Raw genomic sequence first — 19,417 nt, 5'->3', positions numbered from 1 at the left:
CCAAACACATAACCTAAAACACCACCACAATGTATAAGAAATTATATAAAGGCTATTCCTATGCCTGTAAGTCAGCCATCCTGTTAACCGCCCTTTTTATCGCCACTACCACACAGGCGCAGACCGGCAACGGCGAAAAAGGCATCACCGATGCCACCGCAATGTTGAAAAAATACTTTGCATCAGGCACCACACTATTATATGCTATCGGCGCTATTGTCGGCCTGGTAGGTGCCATTAAAGTCTACAACAAATGGAACTCAGGAGACGGTGACACTTCTAAAGTAGCAAGTTCCTGGTTCGGCTCTTGCATCTTCCTTGTTGTGGTAGCTACGGTACTTAAATCATTCTTTGGCGTATAACCCTATCGCTATGTCAGTATTTGAAATCAATAAAGGGGTTAACAAACCAATTGTTTTCAAAGGCTTCAAAGCGCAGTACATCACCTTTCTGGCTATCGGACTGGTCGTATTACTCTTACTATTTGCGATACTCTATATAACAGGCGTTCACATCTATGTAACACTGATGGTAATACTTCCAGCCGGAGCCACCTATGTAGGCTATATCCAGCGGCTCAGCCACAAATACGGAGAACATGGCCTGATGAAACAAGCCGCTTTTAAACGCCTGCCCCACAGCATCACCAGCAAATCAGCAAATCTCTTCACTGCTTTAAACATTAACCATGAAGACCGTAAAACTGGAAAACCTGTTTCCGATCCAAAAAGTAGAAAATGACTGTATAATCGGCCACCAGGGCGATATTACGGTTGCCTACAAAGTAGAGTTACCGGAAATATTTACCCTTTCCTCCGCTGACTATGAAGCAATACACAACGCCTTCATTAAAGCGATAAGAGTACTTCCGCAACACTCGCTGCTACACAAACAGGATTGGTTTGAAGCAACAATCTACAAAGCCGATTTTGATAAGGAAGAGCAAAGCTTCCTGTCACGATCCAGTGAACGGCATTTCAACGAACGCCCCTATCTGGCGCATATCTGCTATATCTATATTACCCAAAAAACAAGCAGCCGTAAAAACATTACAGCGCTTAGTTCCTCCCTGCTGAAAAGAAGCATTGTACCTAAAGAAGCGCTGGACACCAACCTGACCGAGCGTTTTCTGGATAAAGCAGGCCAGTTCGCCAAAATACTGGAAGATAGCGGCTATATCCGTCTGCAAAGGCTCAGAACAGATGATCTGGCCAGTGGTGAAAAACCGGGCCTGATAGAAAAATATTGTTTCCTCTCTCAAAATGAGCAGGAGCCCATCATCAGAGATATAGAACTGAAACCCACGCTGAAAGTAGGCAATGTCAACTGCCAGGTCTTTACCCTTGCAGACATAGAAGACATACCATCCTTATGCGGTCAGAGTATCGGGTATGATAAATACTCTACAGAGAAAACCCGCTTTGCAGTGGGTTTTACGGCACCGATCTGTCAGCTGTTACCCTGTAATCATGTATTCAACCAATACATCATTATTGAAGATGCGCAGGATACCTTAAAGAAAATGGAAGCCAAAAGCCTGCGGCTGCATTCCCTCTCTGCGTACTCCCGCGAAAATGCCATTACCCGCGATGCCACCAATAAATACCTCAATGAAGCCATTGCGCAGCAGCGTCTGCCTATCAAGGCACACTTTAATATCCTCACCTGGTCAGAGCATAAAGAAGATGCCAAGGAAATCAGAAACCAGGTATCTGCTGCACTGGCCCAGCTGGATGCCCGCACAAAAGAAGAATCTGTTAACGCTGCACATCTGTACTGGTGTGGCATACCCGGCAACGCATCCGAGTTACCGATCCATGAAGCCTTTGACACCTTTGCAGAACAGGCAAGCTGCTTCTTTAACTATGAAACCAATTACCAGAGTTCCATCAGCCCTGTTGGTATTCGTTTAGGAGACCGGTTATCCGGCAACCCGCTACAGGTTGATATATCAGACGAGCCGATCAAAAAAGGTATCTGTACCAACCGCAATAAATTCATTCTGGGGCCATCGGGGTCTGGTAAAAGTTTTTTCACCAATCACATGATGCGTAGTTACTACGAAAGTGGCGCACACTGCGTGATCGTAGATGTAGGACACTCTTATAAAGGCTTGTGTGATCTGGTAGGTGGTTATTACTTCACCTATTCCGAAACAACACCTATCTGCTTCAATCCTTTTTTTCTGGAAGGAGAAAAACTCGATACAGAGAAGAAGGAAACCATCAAAACACTCTTACTGGCATTGTGGAAAAAAGAGGATCAGGGATACACCCGTGCCGAATACGTAGCACTCTCTAACGCCCTTCAGGGCTATTACGATCAGCTGGATATAAGGCCCGATATATTCCCCTGCTTCAATACTTTTTATGAATACCTGCGTACCGACTTCGCACAGCAGCTGGCCACCGAAGGCATCAAAGAAAAGGACTTCGACCTCGCCAACCTGTTATACGTATTACGTCCTTACTACAAATCCGGCGAATATGACTTTTTGCTGAATGCTACAGAGAATCTGCAAATGCTGGATCAGCCCTTCATAGTATTTGAACTGGACAATATTAAAAATCATGAAATATTGTTTACAGTAACCACAATCACGGTTATGCAGCTATTCATCAGCAAGATGCGGAAACTTAAAGGTATCCGTAAAATCATACTGATAGAAGAAGCCTGGAAAGCCATCGCCCGGCAGGGTATGGCAGAATATATCAAGTACCTGTTTAAGACTGTCCGAAAGCATTTCGGGGAAGCCATAGTAGTAACACAGGAGATAGACGACATCATCAGCAGCGAAATCATAAAAGACGCTATCGTTAATAACTCTGATTGTAAAATACTGCTGGATCAAAATAAGTACATCAATAAATTCCATCACGTTCAGTCGCTGTTAGGACTGACTGACAAGGAAAAGGCGCTGGTACTCAGCATGAACAAAGCCAATGATCCGCACCTGAAATATAAAGAAGTATTTATCTCACTGGGCGGCATACAATCCAAAGTCTACCGTACGGAAGTATCACTGGAAGAATACCTGTGCTATAGTACAGAAGAACGCGAAAAGGTGCAGGTACAAGCCTATGCAGCCCGGTATGGCAGCATTCAGAAAGGCATCACTGCCCTGGCACAACAACTCCGCGAAGCAGCCTGATTCATTAATCACATAACATAAAACACCATGAAACACTTATCTGCCATTGCCGCAATTGCCTTATTCATTACCGCCTGCGGCAACAAATACCCAAAGCCGGATTGCCCTCCTGCCAAAGTAACCACGCCAACACAGAAGTCTTCCACCGAACCCCGTCTGTTTGCTTCCGGCACCTATGTAGCGACCTATGAAACACCCATTGCTTTTGACACAGACACCATGCGTGTGGAAAAAATCATGAACACCGCCACCATGTACACTATCACCCGCAAAACTGCCTACCAGCAGATACTGGCGGGGATCACGCAGCTACCGGATGTGTATACACAGCAATGGACAGGCAGTTATGACGCTGCTACCAAAACCATGTATGTACTCGCCACAGGCTACCGCATACGCTACAACACTGCGGGAGCATTGGATTTTGACGGTGCTGCATACACCAAAGTAGAATAACCCCGCAACAACTATTACTATGAAAAACATCCGATACAAACACCTCCTGTTAACCTTCCTGCTACTCACCACCACTACTGTACTTCCACGGGCCCATGCACAAATGGGTATCGTGGAGGCAGTAAAGGCAGCAGCGAAAAAAGTGGTCAAAGCAGTGGACCTGCAAGTACAGCGTTGGCAGAATAAAGTCATTGACCTGCAAAACCTCCAGCGCAAGGCAGAAAACCTCTTATCCAAACTGAGGCTGGATGACATTGCCTCCTGGACGGACAAGCAAAAAGCACAGTATCAGCAGTACTTTGATGAATTGTGGCGTGTGAAAGCAATTCTCACTTATTCCGGGCGCTTTGTTGAAATTATTAACCTGCAAAAGCAGATCGTTAACGAATACGCCACCGCTTATAACATTATCCGGCAGGATAACCATTTCACCGAAGCCGAAATAAGCCGGATGCACAACATCTACTCCGGCATTGTCACCGAAAGCCTTTCCGGCATTGACAACATTATCGTCATGATGAAATCCTTCACCATGCAAATGTCAGATGCGCAGCGCATAGCACTGATTAATCAAACCGCTGATGAACTGGAAGGCTACTTAAACGATTTGAGGGAATTCAATCAGGACAACAAGCTACTGCGGCTGCAACGTGCCAGGTCGCAGGAAGAAATCGCCTTCATTAAAAAACTATACAACTTCTGATCTATGAACAAACTACCATCCTCCCGGCCAGCAACACCGGAAGAACTAACCCGGCGCAGGGAATCATTGGACGAGTTAGCTCAAAAGCTTGCTATAGCGGGCTACATACCGCCTGAACAGCAACAGCCACTGGCAGAAAAGCTGTTTACCCAATTCTTTGGTGACAGTTCATCTATTCCCGCTGCCGAACAGTTGCATACCCTCACGCTTACCACCGAACTGGATAAGTCTACCACTGTTCTGTCAGCAATCAACGTAGTGAGCTATCCCGATACAACAGCAGTAGAAGTACAATGGCTTCGCTGTAGCATGGATAACATTACCAAAGACATTTCCCCTGTTTTCGATACGCATTTACCCAGCATTCAGGCGGTAGCCATACTGCTGAAAGAAACGCAGGCCATTCATAAACGCCTTGCCACCCAACACCATAAACACAAAGCAGGTAATACCAACCCGCTGATCACTACCACCGGCCATAAAAACAACAATACTACCAAACGCTGGATAGACCAGCTGCCGGAAAACCGCAACACGCCATTCAGGAAAAGAAGATAAACACCACACCTATGCAAAAACTACTCTTCTTCATATTAATAACGCTGCCTGTTGTAAGTCATTCACAGACATTCAATGAATGGTTTAAACAGAAAAAAACACAAAAGAAGTACCTGTTAGAGCAGGTGGCCAAACTGCAAATTTATTTAGACCAGCTAAAGGAAGGATATAGCGTGGCTAAAGATGGCCTGACTGCTATAGGCAGGTTTAAAAACGGAGAATTCACCCTCCACAGCGATTACCACACACACCTACGCAACGTCAGCCCACAGGTAAAATCCTGGTCCAAAGCGCTGGCAGTTGTTGCCATGCAGAAAGAATCCTTTGCACTGTATAAAGATTACCGAAGCTGGTTTACCAACTGCGGTTTACTTACTGCAAGTGAACAAGGCTACTGTTTTCAGCTGCTGGCAAACATGCTTGATGCTATCGCCTTACAGGTCAATGACCTGTTGCAGGTCTTAACCAATGGGCAACTGCAAATGACCGACCATCAAAGGCTGGAACAGATAGACCGTATATACGGCCTGAGCTTACATATCAAAACCTCCCTGCAATCTTTCATCAAAGACATGACCGGTCTGGTATCGGTCAGAAAGCAAAACAGGCAGGACATAGACCTGCTGCAACACCTCTCTTTACCGCAATAGCTAACACTTCAATCACCTATGTATGAAAAAAGCACTTTCCATGCTGGTAGCATCACTGGCACTATCCGCACTATTCACAACGCCTGCCAAAGCGCAGTCCACCGAAATACAACAACTCATTCTCAATGTTACCAAATGGAACCAGCTGAAAGACATTCTGGAAAACATGCGCAAAGGATACGATGTACTGACTTCCGGCTATAGAACCGTCAAAGACCTGTCAGAAGGCAACTTCAACCTGCATAAACTCTTCCTCGATGGGCTCATGCAGGTAAGCCCCACGGTGGCGCGATACCGCAAAATAGCAGACATTATCGCGAATCAGAAAAGGATTATCAGCGGCTATAAAGCTGCTTACAACGGCTTCGCTGTATCCGGCGTTTTCAGTGAGCAGGATTTGATTTATATCAGCAAGGTATACGACAACCTCCTGACCCGATCAGCCAGAAACCTCGATGAACTGCTCCTGGTTATCACCGCAGGGCAGTTGCGCATGAATGATGCAGAACGCATAGCTGCTATCGACAGAATAGACGCTGATGTAAAAGAAAAGCTGGATTACCTCTACTACTTCAACAAACGAACCTTCCTGGTGCAGCAGCAGCAACAAAAAGCGCTGAATGAAATCAGCACCCTTCAACAGCTCCATCTCCAATAACAAACACCAATACCATGAAAAAAATTATCACCGCCCTTCTGTCAGCCATTCCGGCCTGTCTGCTCCCGCAACTGCTACACGCACAAAGCAGCGCCGTCAAAAGCATGCACACCGTTTTAGAAAAAACAAAAACGGAACTCATGCCCTTATGCGCTGACCTGATTAACGTATCCACAGCCATAGCAGGGTTGGGCGCACTCTTCTACATCGGCGTCCGTGTATGGAAACACATTGCCAACGCCGAACCAATTGATTTTTTTCCCTTGTTCAGACCTTTTGTATTAACGCTGCTCATAGGGCTGTTTCCAACGCTGGTTTTAGGCGTGCTGGATGGTGCCATGAAACCTATCACGCTGACTACGGAAAAGATGTTTAAAAAAACCAACCAGTCCGTAGAAGTCTTACTGGCGGAACGCGCCAAAGCCATCGTTACCGGCGGAGATGGCGAACTGGTAGGCAACCCCAACTCCGGCAATAAGAACTATGATAAATACGATAAACCGGAACCCACCGGGGGAGCGCAGGAAAAGCCGCCCAGTCTGTCTTTTGGCCTGAAACTCATGTCAGGCAGTATGTCATTTCTGATTAAGCTGTTTCTCTCTACCATCCTGCAAATGCTCTATTACGCCGCTGCAATCTGTATTGATGTAATACGAACGTTTCAGCTACTCATATTAGGTATTCTTGGCCCCCTCGTATTCGCCCTTTCCATTTATGACGGGTTTCAACATACCCTTAGTGTCTGGATTGGCAGGTATATCAACGTATCGTTGTGGTTGCCCATCGCCAACATCTTCGGTAGCCTGATAAACAAGATTCAGCAAAACATGCTGAAGCTGGACTTATCACAGATTCAGAGTGGTCAGGGTATGGCTTTCAGCCAGACAGATGCCGCCTATATAATCTTCCTTATTATCAGCATCGTAGGCTATTTCTCCATACCGGGTGTAGCCAACTATGTGATTCATGCCTCCGGCGGTAATGCAGTCATGGGAAGAGCCAACCAGTTAGCCTCTAACGCTATCCGCTTTGCCATCGGCGGCCCCGCAGCCGTATCCGCAGGCGGCGGGAAAGGAGGCGGCAGTATGGCTGATGACAGACCGGGAGATGACCGTAAAACAGCCCCTATGGCAGATGCCGCCAACTCAGAGCCCTACCGCAATGACGGTAATTCCTATCAGGCCAAAAAACTCTCTTAACCACCACCTATGCTTCACCTGAAAAACCACCACTATGTTCCAGCAACTAAAGAACATCGACAGCGCCTTTAAACACATACGCCTTTTCTCCTTTATACTGATCATTGGCAATGTCCTCATATCCTGTTACGCCTTATTCAAATCACACCAGACCATTTCCAAAACAAAAGACAAAGTATATGTTATAGCAGGCGATAAGTTTTTACAGGCTGTTTCCGCTTCGCGCTCAGAGAACCTGCCCATCGAATTGAAAGATCATATCCGGAACTTTCACCACTACTTCTTCTCACTGGAACCCGATGACGAAGTAATCAAAAGCAATATATCCCGGTCACTATACCTCGCTGATGCCACCGCGAAAAACGAGTACGACAACCTCAAAGAAAAAGGGTATTACAACGGCATTATATCCGGTAACGTCAGCCAGCGCGTAACAGACCCCGACAGCATACTGGTAAGTACCACACCACCTTATGCCTTCCGCTATTACGGCAAACTTAAAATTATTCGTGCTACCAGCATCGCCACCCGATCCATCATTACCGAAGGCACCATGCGGATCACCACGCCCAGCGACAACAACCCCCACGGCTTTCTGCTGGAAAACTGGCGTGTACTGGATAACACGGATTTAACCATTGAAAAAAGATAACCATGATTACCATCATTAAACAACTATTCAGCCGGAGGTCTGACCAATCGCTCCCGCAAAGCAGCACGCAAAACAATGGCCTCTTCACCAGATGGCAACGCCGCTTCGCCCATGTTTTAAGCAGGCACGAAAAACGCCTTTCCACCAGACAGAAAAAAATAATACTGCTGACTTAGTGTTTCGGCTTCGGGTTGTTTTTCGCGGCCTTGCTTTTAAAACCTTTTCTATCACCACACACCTCTTCACCGGTAACCGGCATGCAAAAAAGCCTGCCGTTAGTACCGCTCAACACCACCGTAAACATCACGCCGGGCATGCTTCAACAAGATTCTATCACCATTAATTCATATTAACCATGAAAAAACTCACACCTGCACAAGCAAAAAAATTACGCCTGTTACTACTTCTCATCATTTTCGCCGGAGGGCTGACAGGACTGTTCTTTGCCGCATCCACGCTCGGCAAATCCTTCTCTGAAAAACAGCAGTCCGCCGACACCACCAAGCAGGCTTTCAATACCCGGTTACCGGAAGCCAACCTGCCGGAAGCGGGTAGCAAAAGCAAGCTGGAAAGCTATATGGAAGCACAAAGAGACAGTATCAAAAAACTGGAACTGGCCAGAACAGACCCATACGCCAATACCAATCCGTATGATCCGGCACCACCTTACCAGCCGGAAACGCCGCCGTATGAATCAAAGGCTGCCGGTACCCCTGAAAGGAAAATGGACAACAACGAAAAGAAGGTCAATGATAAACTGGCAGAACTCTATAAGGTGATAAACCAATCCGGACATACACCCCCGCAAACACCTGCCGCTACCTATCAACAACCTTCGCAGACAGAAGACATTGCGCGGCTGGAACAGCTGCTGGCGCAAAGCCAGGCAGGAGAAAGCAGCGAAGACCCGGAAATGCAACAGCTGAATAAAATGCTCGATAAGCTGATCGCTATACAGCATCCTGAACAGATCACCAGCAAAGACAAACAGCATACTGGTAGCGGTAAACCACGCTTTAAAGTAACCGCCACACCGGATAATCCGGAAGATACCCTGCTGCAATACAATATACCCGTACAGGACGGTAGCAACAACGGCTTCTATGGACTGGCTGTACAAAAGGATACCAGCGCTGCCGATGGCATTTCTTTTACTGCTGTCGTTCACCAGAACCAGACACTCGTTAACGGCTCTACTGTTAAAATGCGGCTGACACAAGACCTCTTTATTAAAGGCAAGCACATCCCTAAAAATTCCTTTGTATATGGCTCCTGTAATATCAGCGATGAAAGGCTTCATATCGCCATTACCAGCGTGTTATCAGGTGCTACGCTCTATCCGGTAAGGATGGAGGTATATGATACCGATGGACAGGAAGGCATATTTGTACCCGGCGCTATCAGCCGTGATGCCGCTAAAGAAAACGCCGACAGAGCCATTCAGACCATCGGGCTCTCCAGTCTTGACCCTTCGCTGTCAGCACAGGCAGCGCAGGCGGGGCTTGAAACCGCAAAGACGTTCCTGAGCCGGAAAGTAAAGAACATCACCGTTACCATTAAAGCAGGCCACTCCATCCTGCTGAAAAACACAGACAACAATTAACCACCACACCAATTAAACAGTACTTACCATGAAAAAGATCATGCTGCTGGCAGCACTATGCCTCACCTTGTTTACCACCACATACGCACAACTGCCACTCAAACACCTCTTACGCGAAACCGTCATCGAACACTACAAAATAGAAGTCAGCTACTATTACACCACCGTTCTGATATTTCCCTTTGCCGTTATAGATGCAGACAGGGGCTTTAAAGAACTGCTGGCAGAAAAGCAGCAACAGGTGGGCAACGTGCTTAAACTAAAAGCCAACCGGAAGGACTTTGTACCTACCAACCTGCACGTATATACTGCCGATGGCAAAGTGTTCGCCTTCGATGTAACCTATAACGACACACCCACACAAACCACCTTCGACTTAAACCGGATGCCCACCACTGCCACCTATGCACCTGGCCCTATTCAGCTGAGCCATGTTCCTTATAACGAAACGCAGCTGCAACAAATCGATAGCCAGGTACGCGGTGGTAAAAACTTCCTGCACCTCAAAAACAAAAATGAGAAAATGAAACTCTCCCTGAAAAGCATCTACAGTAAGGGAGATATGGTATTTCTCAAACTGGAACTCACCAACCAGTCCGGCCTTGATTACACACCCGACTTTATCAGGGCTTATGTACAGGACAAACAGAAAATCAAACGATCTTCTGTTCAGCAGCGGGAGGTAAAAACCATCTATCAAAGCCCCGCAGGGAATATCGAAGGCAAACAGAAAGCCACCTGGATACTGGCCGTACCGCGTTTTACACTTGCGGATAACAAACAGTTCTACATAGAAGTATTTGAAAAGAACGGGGGCCGTTTTGTATCCCTCACCCTGAAAAACAAACACCTCCTGAAATCCAGAAAACTCCAGTGATATGGCACACACTTCCACCAATTTTGAAGCACCTGAAAACAGGGTAAGCAATGCGCTTAAATCATACGCGGCAGAGGAAACGCAGCTTATCATTGCCAACCCGCTTACTGCTGCCAATGATGCAGATGCCGTTACGCTAAGGCTCAATCACTATAGCAGCCTGCTTAACCGCTTTAGGCACGATGCCACCGCTGATGAAAAGTTGTCTTTAAAATTTGTAGAACACCAGATTAAAAACCTACAGGCTCAGCTCAACCCTACACCCTTTAAAAAACTGCTTTACTCTAAAGCCGGTAACGCCATCCGCAATTTTGTAACCGGGAACAATCTGCTTTTCAACAAACAGGCACGTATCCTTGATAGCATTCAAAAAGAGCTGATACAAAACCACAATGTAAAAGCACTGAAATCTTCCATTGCAGCCAAAGGCTTTTCCATGAACATGGAAAGTCAGCTGGAAGCCAATCTGCAGCTGAACCTTCCTGAGTTTCACATGAACTATCTCGACATGAAGAATCACAATACCCTGTACCATCTTCATTGTAAAAAAATACCCAACACCAACCTGTATTATTTTGAAAAGTTTGAGGCCCGCGCCAATCCTTCACTGGAAGACCTGCTGAGCGGTAACGTACCTTCTGTGGCAAAGCAATCGTTCGATGCTACCCGCACCAATGGCATTAATGCCGGAGAAGCCGCCCGGCTGGTACACGACAAGCATATTGTTAAAGACAATCAGTGTCTCTATCTGGAAAAAACCGCTGCCGGGCGTCAGCCGGAATTGGTAGCCACTGATTTTAACCCGGATGCAGAACTAAAAAAAATCAAACTCCCGTCACTGGAACCCAAAGAATACCACAAGCTGAAAGCAGCCTTGCAAAAAGGCGAAGCCTATCAGTTACCATTGGAGTTACCGGGTAAAGGCACCATTGACTGCACCGTGCAATACAATCCCCGCAATACCCACAACAAAATCAGCGTCACCGACAGTGCAGGCACTTTTATCAATATGAACCGGTTCCGGAAGGAAAACCTGGAAACTGTCAAACAGTTAGCCAATACAGTCACCAATGATGCCTTTGCAGGCATTGACTGGACACCCGATCCACCCCAGACATCTCCCGATAAAAAGAAAAGAAAAAGCAACTCAATATGAAAACAGAAACACCACTATCATCATCCGATAAAAGCCAGTTAGACCATTTGCTTAACAGGTTCTCAGAAACACAGCTGTCGCAGCTGAATGTTTACATCAATGATTACATCTGGAAAAGGCGGTTCAAACAATTTATTCAGACTATTGCAACCGGCACTTCAAAAACGGCTTCCCCCAGGAACAAACGCCGCCCCTGATAGGGTAGTATCTCACGTCACCTCCCCAATAAGACTAAGATCCTTCAATACCTGCCGTACGGCGTGGGGGAACCTGTACAACGCCGGTTCTCCCCACGCCGTACGGCCCTAATGTTCAGGTAGGCGTTGCAGCCTCATTCCCATGCCTGTGCCTGCGCATACAACCATGCGCAGGACAACTGCTGTAGCGGGAACGCAATGCTCCCGCTACAGCCTGCGGCTGTGAATGGGCAGGGAAGGCAATTTAAAGCCGGTTAGAGCTGTAATAGTATTGCCGTAAGCCTGTGAACCCTATTCAGACAATTAAAAGGCTTACAATGTGCCGTTTTGCTTGCTGTAGCCTGAGCAGCTTTCCGATGATTGGCTGGAAAGTATAGACGCAGTAAAGGTGATTAGATAGTAAGCAGATAAACATCAGTTAAAAGCCGTTTACAGGTGGATAGATTATATACAGGTAGTAGAAGCGCATGTGTTAGCAATAGTGCCGGAAGGGATCGGTAAGGAGGTCGGTGCAGGTGACTGATCGCGGCAGTGGTGTGCGTATAAGTAATGGGTTATGCGTAAACAGGGTGTTTCCGCTTTGTTCCGGGTAGTTGTTTACTGGTGGGTGGCTTTGGTAGGGATCGGGGGCGCAGAACCGGGTAACTGATTGCGGGGCCGGGAGAGAATAAGCGTCTCCCTGTAGGGCGGCCTTCTGGTGAATGCTATCTTTTTTTGGGGGGAGCCGGGGCGTTCTTCTCCCGATGGGGCTGCCGTTGCGACGCTCCGTTCGGGGTTCTGTTCGCTATTTATCACAACCTCCGCAGCCCTTTTTTTAAGTATATAGCAAATAAAAAAGCAACGTTCCGTTCAGGGTTCGTTTTCTATTACAACACCGTTATGCCCGGAATAACCGTACAGGTGGCAATAGACGGAATTTCACATTTGGGCAAACGCGCCATATTTCCATCGGTACTACGCACAAGCAATAGGCGAAACCCCATAGGCATTTCAATTTCTGCGTATTTCCTGCGCACGGTAACAACAGGCACAAGATAGGTACCGGCCACGCTTTGATAAAGAATATGATCTCCGACTTCTAACCGATTATCTTTTGTCATAACCTGGTACTTGTAATGATTGATAATAAAATGATAGAACAAAGATAAGGCGACACGCCGTTCAAGGTTTGCTTCGCTTTTCCCCACCTGCCTGATCCTCCCCGCAGGACTATAGCATAACTGGTATTAAATCAGCTTGCGTTTAGGAATAACCAAACGTATGGCAAAGGCATTTTCTTCAACACCCATCACTTTAGCCCTGTTTCCATCCGTTTGCCGGTCTAAATATGAGTGAAAACCGCCTGCTTTGATAATTCTGGCTTTAGTGTTAGTAACCTTATCCACCACCAACAGATCAGCACTATATTGTGCCATATAGAGTATCAGATCGCCAACTTCCAGTAAATTATCCCGTGTCATAATAAGGGCATCAAAGTTACTGCGCTACGGTGGAAAACAAGCCCCTTCGATTAAATTTATCAACTGCTGTATAACACCTTTCTACAGTAATTTGCTCCTATGGAAAGCCAGGAGAAAGATAGAAACAAGAAAATCGTAGTGGCAGGTGAACTCCCTTTTGTCTACGATGCTAACGAACCCGCAGTACAAAAGATGCTGGAACGCTCCGAAGAAACAGGAAACATTACCAACGCCATTGAAGTGAAAATCATACAGGCGAAAAGCAAAATCAAAAAGAATAAGACCAGCGGAACAAGCCCCAAAAAGGGGCTGTTTACCTTTTACCTCTCCCCAATGTAATCAGGTACTACCCGGTAACACCGCCCAAACTAATTATTTTCATCAGACAGACTACCCATCCCTCAAAAACTGCTAATACTTAAAAGCCTGCACCTCAGATTACTAAAATATTAAGCATAAAGATAGCGCCACATGCTAATTAATTTAGTACGTTTGAATTGTGAAAACGAAAGCGCGTTATGGCATTTACACCTCCCTCACGGGATTATACCGAAAATCCAATTGACTTGAATCAGGTGCTTGTTGCCGATAAAGAGGCCACCTTTTACTACCGTATCCAGACACAGGCATTGATCAATGCCCTGGTTACTTATGGCTCTATTGCCATTATTGACCGGTCACAGACCGCGCAAAACGGAGATATGGTGCTGGCTCGTATTGGCAATGAAGAGAAACTACGCCTGCTCCGCAAAAACGAACATAAGGTGTTACTATGCCCGGCAAATTCCAAATACAAAGAGATTGATATTACCGGCAGGCAGGACGTAACCATCATAGGCGTAGTTACTTACATTATTAACGACAAAACGATATGGGCCGATGTTTGCACTCGTTGATGCCAATAGCTTTTACGTATCCTGCGAACGGGTGTTTGATCCTACGCTGATAGGCATGCCCGTGGTAGTCCTGTCCAACAACGATGGCTGTTGCATCGCCCTTTCAGACGAAGCCAAACAACTGGGTATCGTCATGGGTACACCGATACATCTGCTCAAAGAACAGATACGGAAAAACAATATCCAGCTACGTCTCAGAAGCAGCAACTACACCCTATACGGGGATATGTCAAACCGTATGATGAACCTCTTCCGGAGGTTTGTACCCTGTCAGGAAAACTACTCTATAGATGAAGCCTTTCTGGACATGACAGGACTTTACCAGAAAGACCTCCTGCAATTAGGTATGACCATCCGGCAAACAGTCGGGCAATACCTTGGGCTACCCGTATGTGTAGGCATTGCCCGTACCAAGACCCTTGCCAAGCTGGCCAACCGGTACGCCAAAAAGCACCATAAGAACTTAGGCGTGCATTTTCTGGCTAACGAAGCGCTGACGACACAGGCTTTAAAAGCTACCCCCATCGGTGATGTGTGGGGTATCGGCCACCGGCTTTCTGCAAAGCTGCTGCAAAGTGGCTTCGCTACCGCCTATGACTTCATGCAGAATGCACCTGCACAGTGGGTACGCAAAGAAATGTCAGTCGTAGGCGAAAGGTTATTGAAAGAGCTACGTGGTACGCCCGCTATCAAATGGGATTATACACCTCCTATACCGCAAAACGTAGGCACTTCCCGCAGCTTTGGCACCCTGCAAACCAGTTATGAAATTGTAGTAGCCGCAATGGCTACGCATACAAGTCATTGCGCCCTGAAACTACGCAGCAACAAAGTATGTGCCTCCGCTATACAGGTATTCCTGCAAACCAATCCTTACCGCACACAGGACAAACAATACTATCAATCTACCGTAGTGGAACTACCCGTGCCTACCCATCACACGGCTGAGTTAATTCACCATGCCCGTATCGGTCTGGAAAGGATTTTTAAGAAAGGGTACAAATACCAGAAGGTAGGTGTCAATGTACTGGATCTGGTACCGGAAAATCAGATTCAATATTCGCTGTTTGATAGCATGGACAGGCAGAAAGCCGCTCACATGATGGGTATCGTAGACAGCATAAATGCGGTGCAGGGAAGGCACACCGTTTTCTTTGCTGCACAGGGCGACCGCGAAGATTATAAACTACGCGCGCAGTATATCTCCGGCAGGTACACTACCAGCTGGACAGAACTGCCCGTTATCATAGAATAAATCCGTATCCCATGTTTAATCCATTTGTCCGGTTCACGCCGGGACTGCTTACTGCCATGCTGCAACAAAATACATTCTACCTGGTTTCACAAACCATGAAAAGCGCTGTACCCAACGCGTATGATAAAAAGGCCATGCTCTTATCTGACTATAAAGACAAAGGGCTTGCACAAATACATTTTAATGCGCTCAAAGCCAGACAAGACAACCTCAAAAAGCATCAGGAGAAAGATGCGCTCATTGCATTGATTGAATTGCAGAACCCTAAACACCTCAGAAGGGTGAACGAAATTCTGTTACCCGATAGTGACTATGCCATTTTTGCCAACTTTATCAATGACCATAAAACAGCGATAAGGGATGCCACTAAGTTTTATACAAACAAACTGGAAAAGCATGTACGGGATGTAACCACCTGGAAGCAGATTGGCAAAATCAAACCGGAATTAAACGTGCGGTTCGGAGAACTGTTTTTTGATGTGAGTTATGGCAGTCAGCACTTACAGGTGTTTTTGCATGAGTTGGATGATAAGTATCCGATCGGGTAACGCAGTGTGGTAAAAAAAATTACTTACACAAGCCGGAAATAGGTACAGAACGAGCCCGTAAGTAAGGCTCATTCTGTATAAACTAAATCTGATAAACAACCATCAGGTTCCTTACCATTGTAACATATGTGTTACAGGTCTATCAAATTACCTTTGATACTTTTTATCATCGGGTGTATATAACGTGCCATCTCCACCCGCAAAAAGTAATGTAAATCCTCCCTCCGGTGTAGTCTTGTAATCCAATTTCTTCAAGCCAATCATTTTAATAAGGTTGTCCTCTTTTAATTCCTCAATAGAATTGGGAAACCTGTTATTGGCTGCTCTGAACTTATCTATAGAACGCATAAGCGCTCCCATAAGCTGCCCATCAGTCTTTCCACGATCGTAAGAGGAAATAGTGGGTAGTTCAATAGAGTTCAATATCTCAAATACGGAGCAGTTTTGCGATGGAGAACGTTTAATAGCCACTATCTGAGGGAACAAATTAGTTTCCGGATCATATATCTTAGACTTGATCGCTGACATTGATTGTAACGCAGTCTGAATAGATGCCTCGCTTATATCCACAGGCAACGTTATGAGATCAGTTATCTTGGACGATTCCATACCTATGACATCCACACTAAGCTGCCCCCTCAACTGATTTGTCTTTGCAGCCAGACCTAATCCAAAAAGAGAACTTACGTCCACATTGGCTGCCATAGTTACTATCTGAGCAGTAATTCTTAATCCTACGCCCACTTTTGTATAACCAGCGCAGCCTCCACCGCTTTGTAATATCTTCAAAGTCGTGAATTTTGCATAATCTAAGGTTACCGTATAAGAACCCCTCTCAGCTGTTACAGCAGCAACACCAAACTTAGCTTCCGCTTCACTGTCGTTTTTACGAACCGTAGCAAATACGGTTTCGTTCGGCAGGAATTTAAGTATTAATTTTTTGTCAGCAACCAGTTCTTTCACCGTTAATGTATCAAAGTCATGAGTAACGTCATTGAATATAACAACCGTTTGTTCAAACTCTAACGGTGAGACCGGTATAAAGTCTTTAAACTGTGATTCCAATAAAAATGACCCAGGTTGAGGGTTGGCTACATTCTCCTTTTGGCTGGCGCAGCTAATCAGCAACAGTGATAACGCTGTGGTAATAAAAATGCCTTTTCTCATTATGGTAAAGTTGTAAATCGTATGCAAAAATTATAGGTTGTTAACTTTGAAAGCTTAGCTTACTGTCTTCCCTAAAAGCACTTACGTAATCAAATCAAAGACATTGGCAATGGGCATTACTATGTATAGCATGTTCATATACAGGTTAATAAGGGTTAACGGGCCAGTACCGAAGAGGTATCTAACCACTGGAAATATTTTACTTTTCAGCTAATGGGAGAGATATGAAATGACACAAGGCTACTTAATTTTCCAATATTAAAAAATAAAATTAATATCATGAAAAGTTTAGGATATAAATATTTTACCCCCTTTTTTCAATTGATCCAAGATTATATTGTTGCCTGAGTGTATAAAAAATAATAAACCAACTGTTATGACGATCCATTTCGTGCCCTGTTCTTTGTCCCTTCAGGCTTCCGAAAAGTAGCACGCTAGCAAACCAAAGCCACCTTCTTTTTTATAACAGAAAAATATGCGATAAACAAAGCATCTGTTCAATCCTTTGTTTATATTCACCTTACAAATAACTGCATTAAACAATTACTATCGTTATGCAGCATTTGCAATATTGTCATACCAAATTCATAGATATATCCCATGAATGAGAACGGCGCAAAGGAAAACTATTTGCAGCTTGATACAGCAGGCAAACGCACACCAAATTAACTCCTATGAATGCACAGATGAAATTATATTGGGATACTTATTTCGAGCATTATAACACTCATGCTCTAGTAAGAAAAAGCCCAAACTATCTTCGCGAATATGAGGACGACCTCGCAGAAGGGCAAATCATGGAGCTTGGTTGCGGACAAAGCAACTACTGCATCGAATATTGTCAATCAGGAAGAACAGTATTTGCAATCGACAATGACCAGGAACAACTTGCAATGCTCCAAGAAAGGATTACTAAATTATCACCAGAGAATATCAACAACCTTAAGCTGCTCAATGCAACAATACTTCAAGACCCTTTACCCGATGAAATTTTCTCAGTAGTAATTATATCAAACCTACTTCATTTTTTTAGCATAGATGATTGTAAAAAAATCATCGAACAAATTGTACCTAGAACTAAGTCCGGCTCTATCATATTAGTTTCGGTGCATTCCGACAAACATTACGCTAACAACCCCAATGATCCTCACAACAACAATTACTTCAAACATTATTTCACAGAGAATGATTTAACCACTTTATTCGACGAAAAGATTTTTGAAATGACATTTCTCGCTGATATACAAAAGAAATTACCTAAAATAGAAATAGAAATAATTGACAAATGGTTGGATAAAGTCTTGAACCAAATGAAAGTTATAGACAAAAAACTGAGGCAGGTATATAAGAATGGATACCTGAACGATAAACAGGAATCCGACCGGGTAGCTATATTCAAGCGAAAATAAGGTTCAATATCACTTTAAAAAAGAACTCTCACTTTCAATATGTTTTATGATATCAGGAGAAGTACACGACTCGCAAATTGAACCAAACGACTACGAAATAGCTCACATGAGCTATCAACACGACCTTGATGGATTTACCGGAGTTCCAGAGAGGTTGTACGGATTTACGGACGAATTCAATAACCTTAGGCAACTGATTCAAGATACCGGAATAATGGTTAAAGAAGCCGAATATGAATTTCGCCAGGTTTTATTGAATCACCCGGATGACGAAGGAGGACCTTCCCCAAATCCGGAGCAGTTGAAAGTCTGGCACAAAAAAATGTATCGCCGATTTACTTATAAATCCCTACTCATGTTAATACACTCCACATTTGAAACACAGATTATCGATTTTCTGAATTTAATGATTAGGCACAAACAAATATCAAGAACAACAAAAGGAGATAACATGCCAACGATTTTTTCTGAGTTAGACAAAGTTGCAAATGAGGCATCGGAACACTACAAAAAAATAAGGCCGTTTAGCTTCCTAAGAAATAAAACAGGCCACTTGGATGGCATTTTTCACCAAAATGATTCTAACGCCAATGAATTTATAAAGTTTGCAAATAAACAATCAGGACTGTCACTTACTAAATTGAGCCACGACATACTCAACCCCCAATATCGAATTATCATTATAAACTCTTCCATTTTAATTAACTACATAAATCTGGCAGAAGACATTTGCAATAAGCTCGTCACAGCCGCACGCACAAAGCAAGCAATCACATAGAACTTGCATGACAATTGAAACCTGAAACACCATTTAGAAGACGT

Annotated in this window: 23 protein-coding genes; 20 read left to right on the top strand and 3 right to left on the bottom strand. The window is 44.8% G+C overall.

Annotated elements, in window-relative coordinates; translation table 11 throughout:
- Positions 1 to 29 precede the first annotated feature (29 nt).
- The 14 genes from IEY13_RS03605 (at position 30) to IEY13_RS03540 (ending at position 11,663) form a co-directional block, all read left to right on the top strand.
- Positions 30 to 362, top strand: coding sequence for a DUF4134 domain-containing protein (locus IEY13_RS03605; protein ID WP_188950585.1), 333 nt, complete (start codon positions 30 to 32; stop codon positions 360 to 362).
- A gap of 10 nt (positions 363 to 372) precedes the next feature.
- Positions 373 to 741 (top strand): DUF4133 domain-containing protein, encoded by a 369-nt coding sequence (locus tag IEY13_RS03600; RefSeq protein ID WP_188950584.1) that lies wholly within the window; start codon positions 373 to 375, stop codon positions 739 to 741.
- Positions 689 to 3,151 carry a TraG family conjugative transposon ATPase gene (locus IEY13_RS03595; protein ID WP_188950583.1) on the top strand — a complete coding sequence of 821 codons (2,463 nt, stop codon included), beginning with the start codon at positions 689 to 691 and terminating at the stop codon, positions 3,149 to 3,151. The genes IEY13_RS03600 and IEY13_RS03595 overlap by 53 nt, the downstream gene beginning before the upstream one ends.
- Positions 3,152 to 3,178: 27 nt before the next feature.
- A complete protein-coding gene (locus tag IEY13_RS03590; protein WP_188950582.1) occupies positions 3,179 to 3,607 on the top strand; it encodes a hypothetical protein in 429 nt (142 codons plus the stop codon).
- Between the two features lie 19 nt (positions 3,608 to 3,626).
- Positions 3,627 to 4,310 (top strand): conjugal transfer protein TraI, encoded by a 684-nt coding sequence (locus IEY13_RS03585; protein WP_188950581.1) that lies wholly within the window; start codon positions 3,627 to 3,629, stop codon positions 4,308 to 4,310.
- Positions 4,311 to 4,313: 3 nt separating this feature from the next.
- Positions 4,314 to 4,868 carry a hypothetical protein gene (locus IEY13_RS03580; protein WP_188950580.1) on the top strand — a complete coding sequence of 185 codons (555 nt, stop codon included), beginning with the start codon at positions 4,314 to 4,316 and terminating at the stop codon, positions 4,866 to 4,868.
- An 11-nt stretch (positions 4,869 to 4,879) separates the two neighbouring features.
- The gene (locus IEY13_RS03575) at positions 4,880 to 5,518 is read left to right on the top strand and encodes a hypothetical protein (protein WP_188950579.1); all 639 of its coding nucleotides are present in this window, start codon (positions 4,880 to 4,882) and stop codon (positions 5,516 to 5,518) included.
- A 22-nt stretch (positions 5,519 to 5,540) separates the two neighbouring features.
- Entirely contained in the window at positions 5,541 to 6,176 is a 636-nt protein-coding gene (locus IEY13_RS03570) for a TerB family tellurite resistance protein (protein WP_229687704.1), read from the top strand.
- Positions 6,177 to 6,190: 14 nt separating this feature from the next.
- On the top strand, positions 6,191 to 7,375 hold the full coding sequence (gene traJ, locus IEY13_RS03565; protein ID WP_188950578.1) for a conjugative transposon protein TraJ: 1,185 nt from the start codon (positions 6,191 to 6,193) through the stop codon (positions 7,373 to 7,375).
- A 34-nt stretch (positions 7,376 to 7,409) separates the two neighbouring features.
- Complete coding sequence (gene traK / locus IEY13_RS03560; protein WP_188950577.1) at positions 7,410 to 8,027, top strand: conjugative transposon protein TraK; 618 nt, start codon at positions 7,410 to 7,412, stop codon at positions 8,025 to 8,027.
- A gap of 2 nt (positions 8,028 to 8,029) precedes the next feature.
- Entirely contained in the window at positions 8,030 to 8,203 is a 174-nt protein-coding gene (locus IEY13_RS03555; RefSeq protein WP_188950576.1) for a hypothetical protein, read from the top strand.
- 179 nt (positions 8,204 to 8,382) lie between these two features.
- Positions 8,383 to 9,630 (top strand): conjugative transposon protein TraM, encoded by a 1,248-nt coding sequence (gene traM / locus IEY13_RS03550; protein WP_188950575.1) that lies wholly within the window; start codon positions 8,383 to 8,385, stop codon positions 9,628 to 9,630.
- Positions 9,631 to 9,658: 28 nt separating this feature from the next.
- Positions 9,659 to 10,507, top strand: coding sequence for a conjugative transposon protein TraN (gene traN, locus IEY13_RS03545; RefSeq protein WP_188950574.1), 849 nt, complete (start codon positions 9,659 to 9,661; stop codon positions 10,505 to 10,507).
- Between the two features lies 1 nt (position 10,508).
- A complete protein-coding gene (locus tag IEY13_RS03540) occupies positions 10,509 to 11,663 on the top strand; it encodes a hypothetical protein (protein WP_188950573.1) in 1,155 nt (384 codons plus the stop codon).
- Positions 11,664 to 12,726: 1,063 nt separating this feature from the next.
- Here IEY13_RS03540 and IEY13_RS03535 read toward each other — a convergent pair.
- Both IEY13_RS03535 and IEY13_RS03530 read right to left on the bottom strand, forming a co-directional pair.
- Positions 12,727 to 12,960: a hypothetical protein gene (locus IEY13_RS03535; RefSeq protein ID WP_188950572.1), complete on the bottom strand. Its 234-nt coding sequence runs from the start codon at positions 12,958 to 12,960 to the stop codon at positions 12,727 to 12,729.
- 126 nt (positions 12,961 to 13,086) lie between these two features.
- Complete coding sequence (locus IEY13_RS03530) at positions 13,087 to 13,320, bottom strand: hypothetical protein (RefSeq protein WP_188950571.1); 234 nt, start codon at positions 13,318 to 13,320, stop codon at positions 13,087 to 13,089.
- A 99-nt stretch (positions 13,321 to 13,419) separates the two neighbouring features.
- On the opposite strand from IEY13_RS03530, the gene IEY13_RS03525 reads away from it, so the two are divergent.
- The 4 genes from IEY13_RS03525 to IEY13_RS03510 all read left to right on the top strand — a co-directional run bounded on the left by IEY13_RS03525 (position 13,420) and on the right by IEY13_RS03510 (position 16,019).
- Complete coding sequence (locus tag IEY13_RS03525) at positions 13,420 to 13,659, top strand: hypothetical protein (protein ID WP_188950570.1); 240 nt, start codon at positions 13,420 to 13,422, stop codon at positions 13,657 to 13,659.
- Positions 13,660 to 13,838: 179 nt separating this feature from the next.
- Entirely contained in the window at positions 13,839 to 14,216 is a 378-nt protein-coding gene (locus IEY13_RS03520) for a LexA family protein (RefSeq protein WP_188950569.1), read from the top strand.
- Positions 14,200 to 15,471 carry a Y-family DNA polymerase gene (locus IEY13_RS03515; protein WP_188950568.1) on the top strand — a complete coding sequence of 424 codons (1,272 nt, stop codon included), beginning with the start codon at positions 14,200 to 14,202 and terminating at the stop codon, positions 15,469 to 15,471. Before IEY13_RS03520 ends, IEY13_RS03515 begins: the two co-directional genes overlap by 17 nt.
- 11 nt (positions 15,472 to 15,482) lie before the next feature.
- Complete coding sequence (locus IEY13_RS03510; protein WP_188950567.1) at positions 15,483 to 16,019, top strand: hypothetical protein; 537 nt, start codon at positions 15,483 to 15,485, stop codon at positions 16,017 to 16,019.
- Between the two features lie 147 nt (positions 16,020 to 16,166).
- On the opposite strand, the gene IEY13_RS03505 is transcribed toward IEY13_RS03510, so the two are convergent.
- A complete protein-coding gene (locus IEY13_RS03505; RefSeq protein WP_188950566.1) occupies positions 16,167 to 17,186 on the bottom strand; it encodes a hypothetical protein in 1,020 nt (339 codons plus the stop codon).
- Between the two features lie 674 nt (positions 17,187 to 17,860).
- Between IEY13_RS03505 and IEY13_RS03500 the strand changes: the two genes are divergently transcribed.
- Both IEY13_RS03500 and IEY13_RS03495 read left to right on the top strand, forming a co-directional pair.
- A complete protein-coding gene (locus IEY13_RS03500) occupies positions 17,861 to 18,595 on the top strand; it encodes a class I SAM-dependent methyltransferase (RefSeq protein ID WP_188950565.1) in 735 nt (244 codons plus the stop codon).
- A 106-nt stretch (positions 18,596 to 18,701) separates the two neighbouring features.
- The gene (locus IEY13_RS03495) at positions 18,702 to 19,373 is read left to right on the top strand and encodes a hypothetical protein (protein WP_188950564.1); all 672 of its coding nucleotides are present in this window, start codon (positions 18,702 to 18,704) and stop codon (positions 19,371 to 19,373) included.
- The last annotated feature ends 44 nt before the right edge of the window (positions 19,374 to 19,417 follow it).

Source organism: Filimonas zeae, assembly GCF_014641615.1.
Lineage (GTDB): Bacteria > Bacteroidota > Bacteroidia > Chitinophagales > Chitinophagaceae > Filimonas > Filimonas zeae.
The sequence above is the reverse complement of the archived record's forward strand: the minus strand, read 5'-3'. Positions and strand labels throughout refer to the sequence as shown.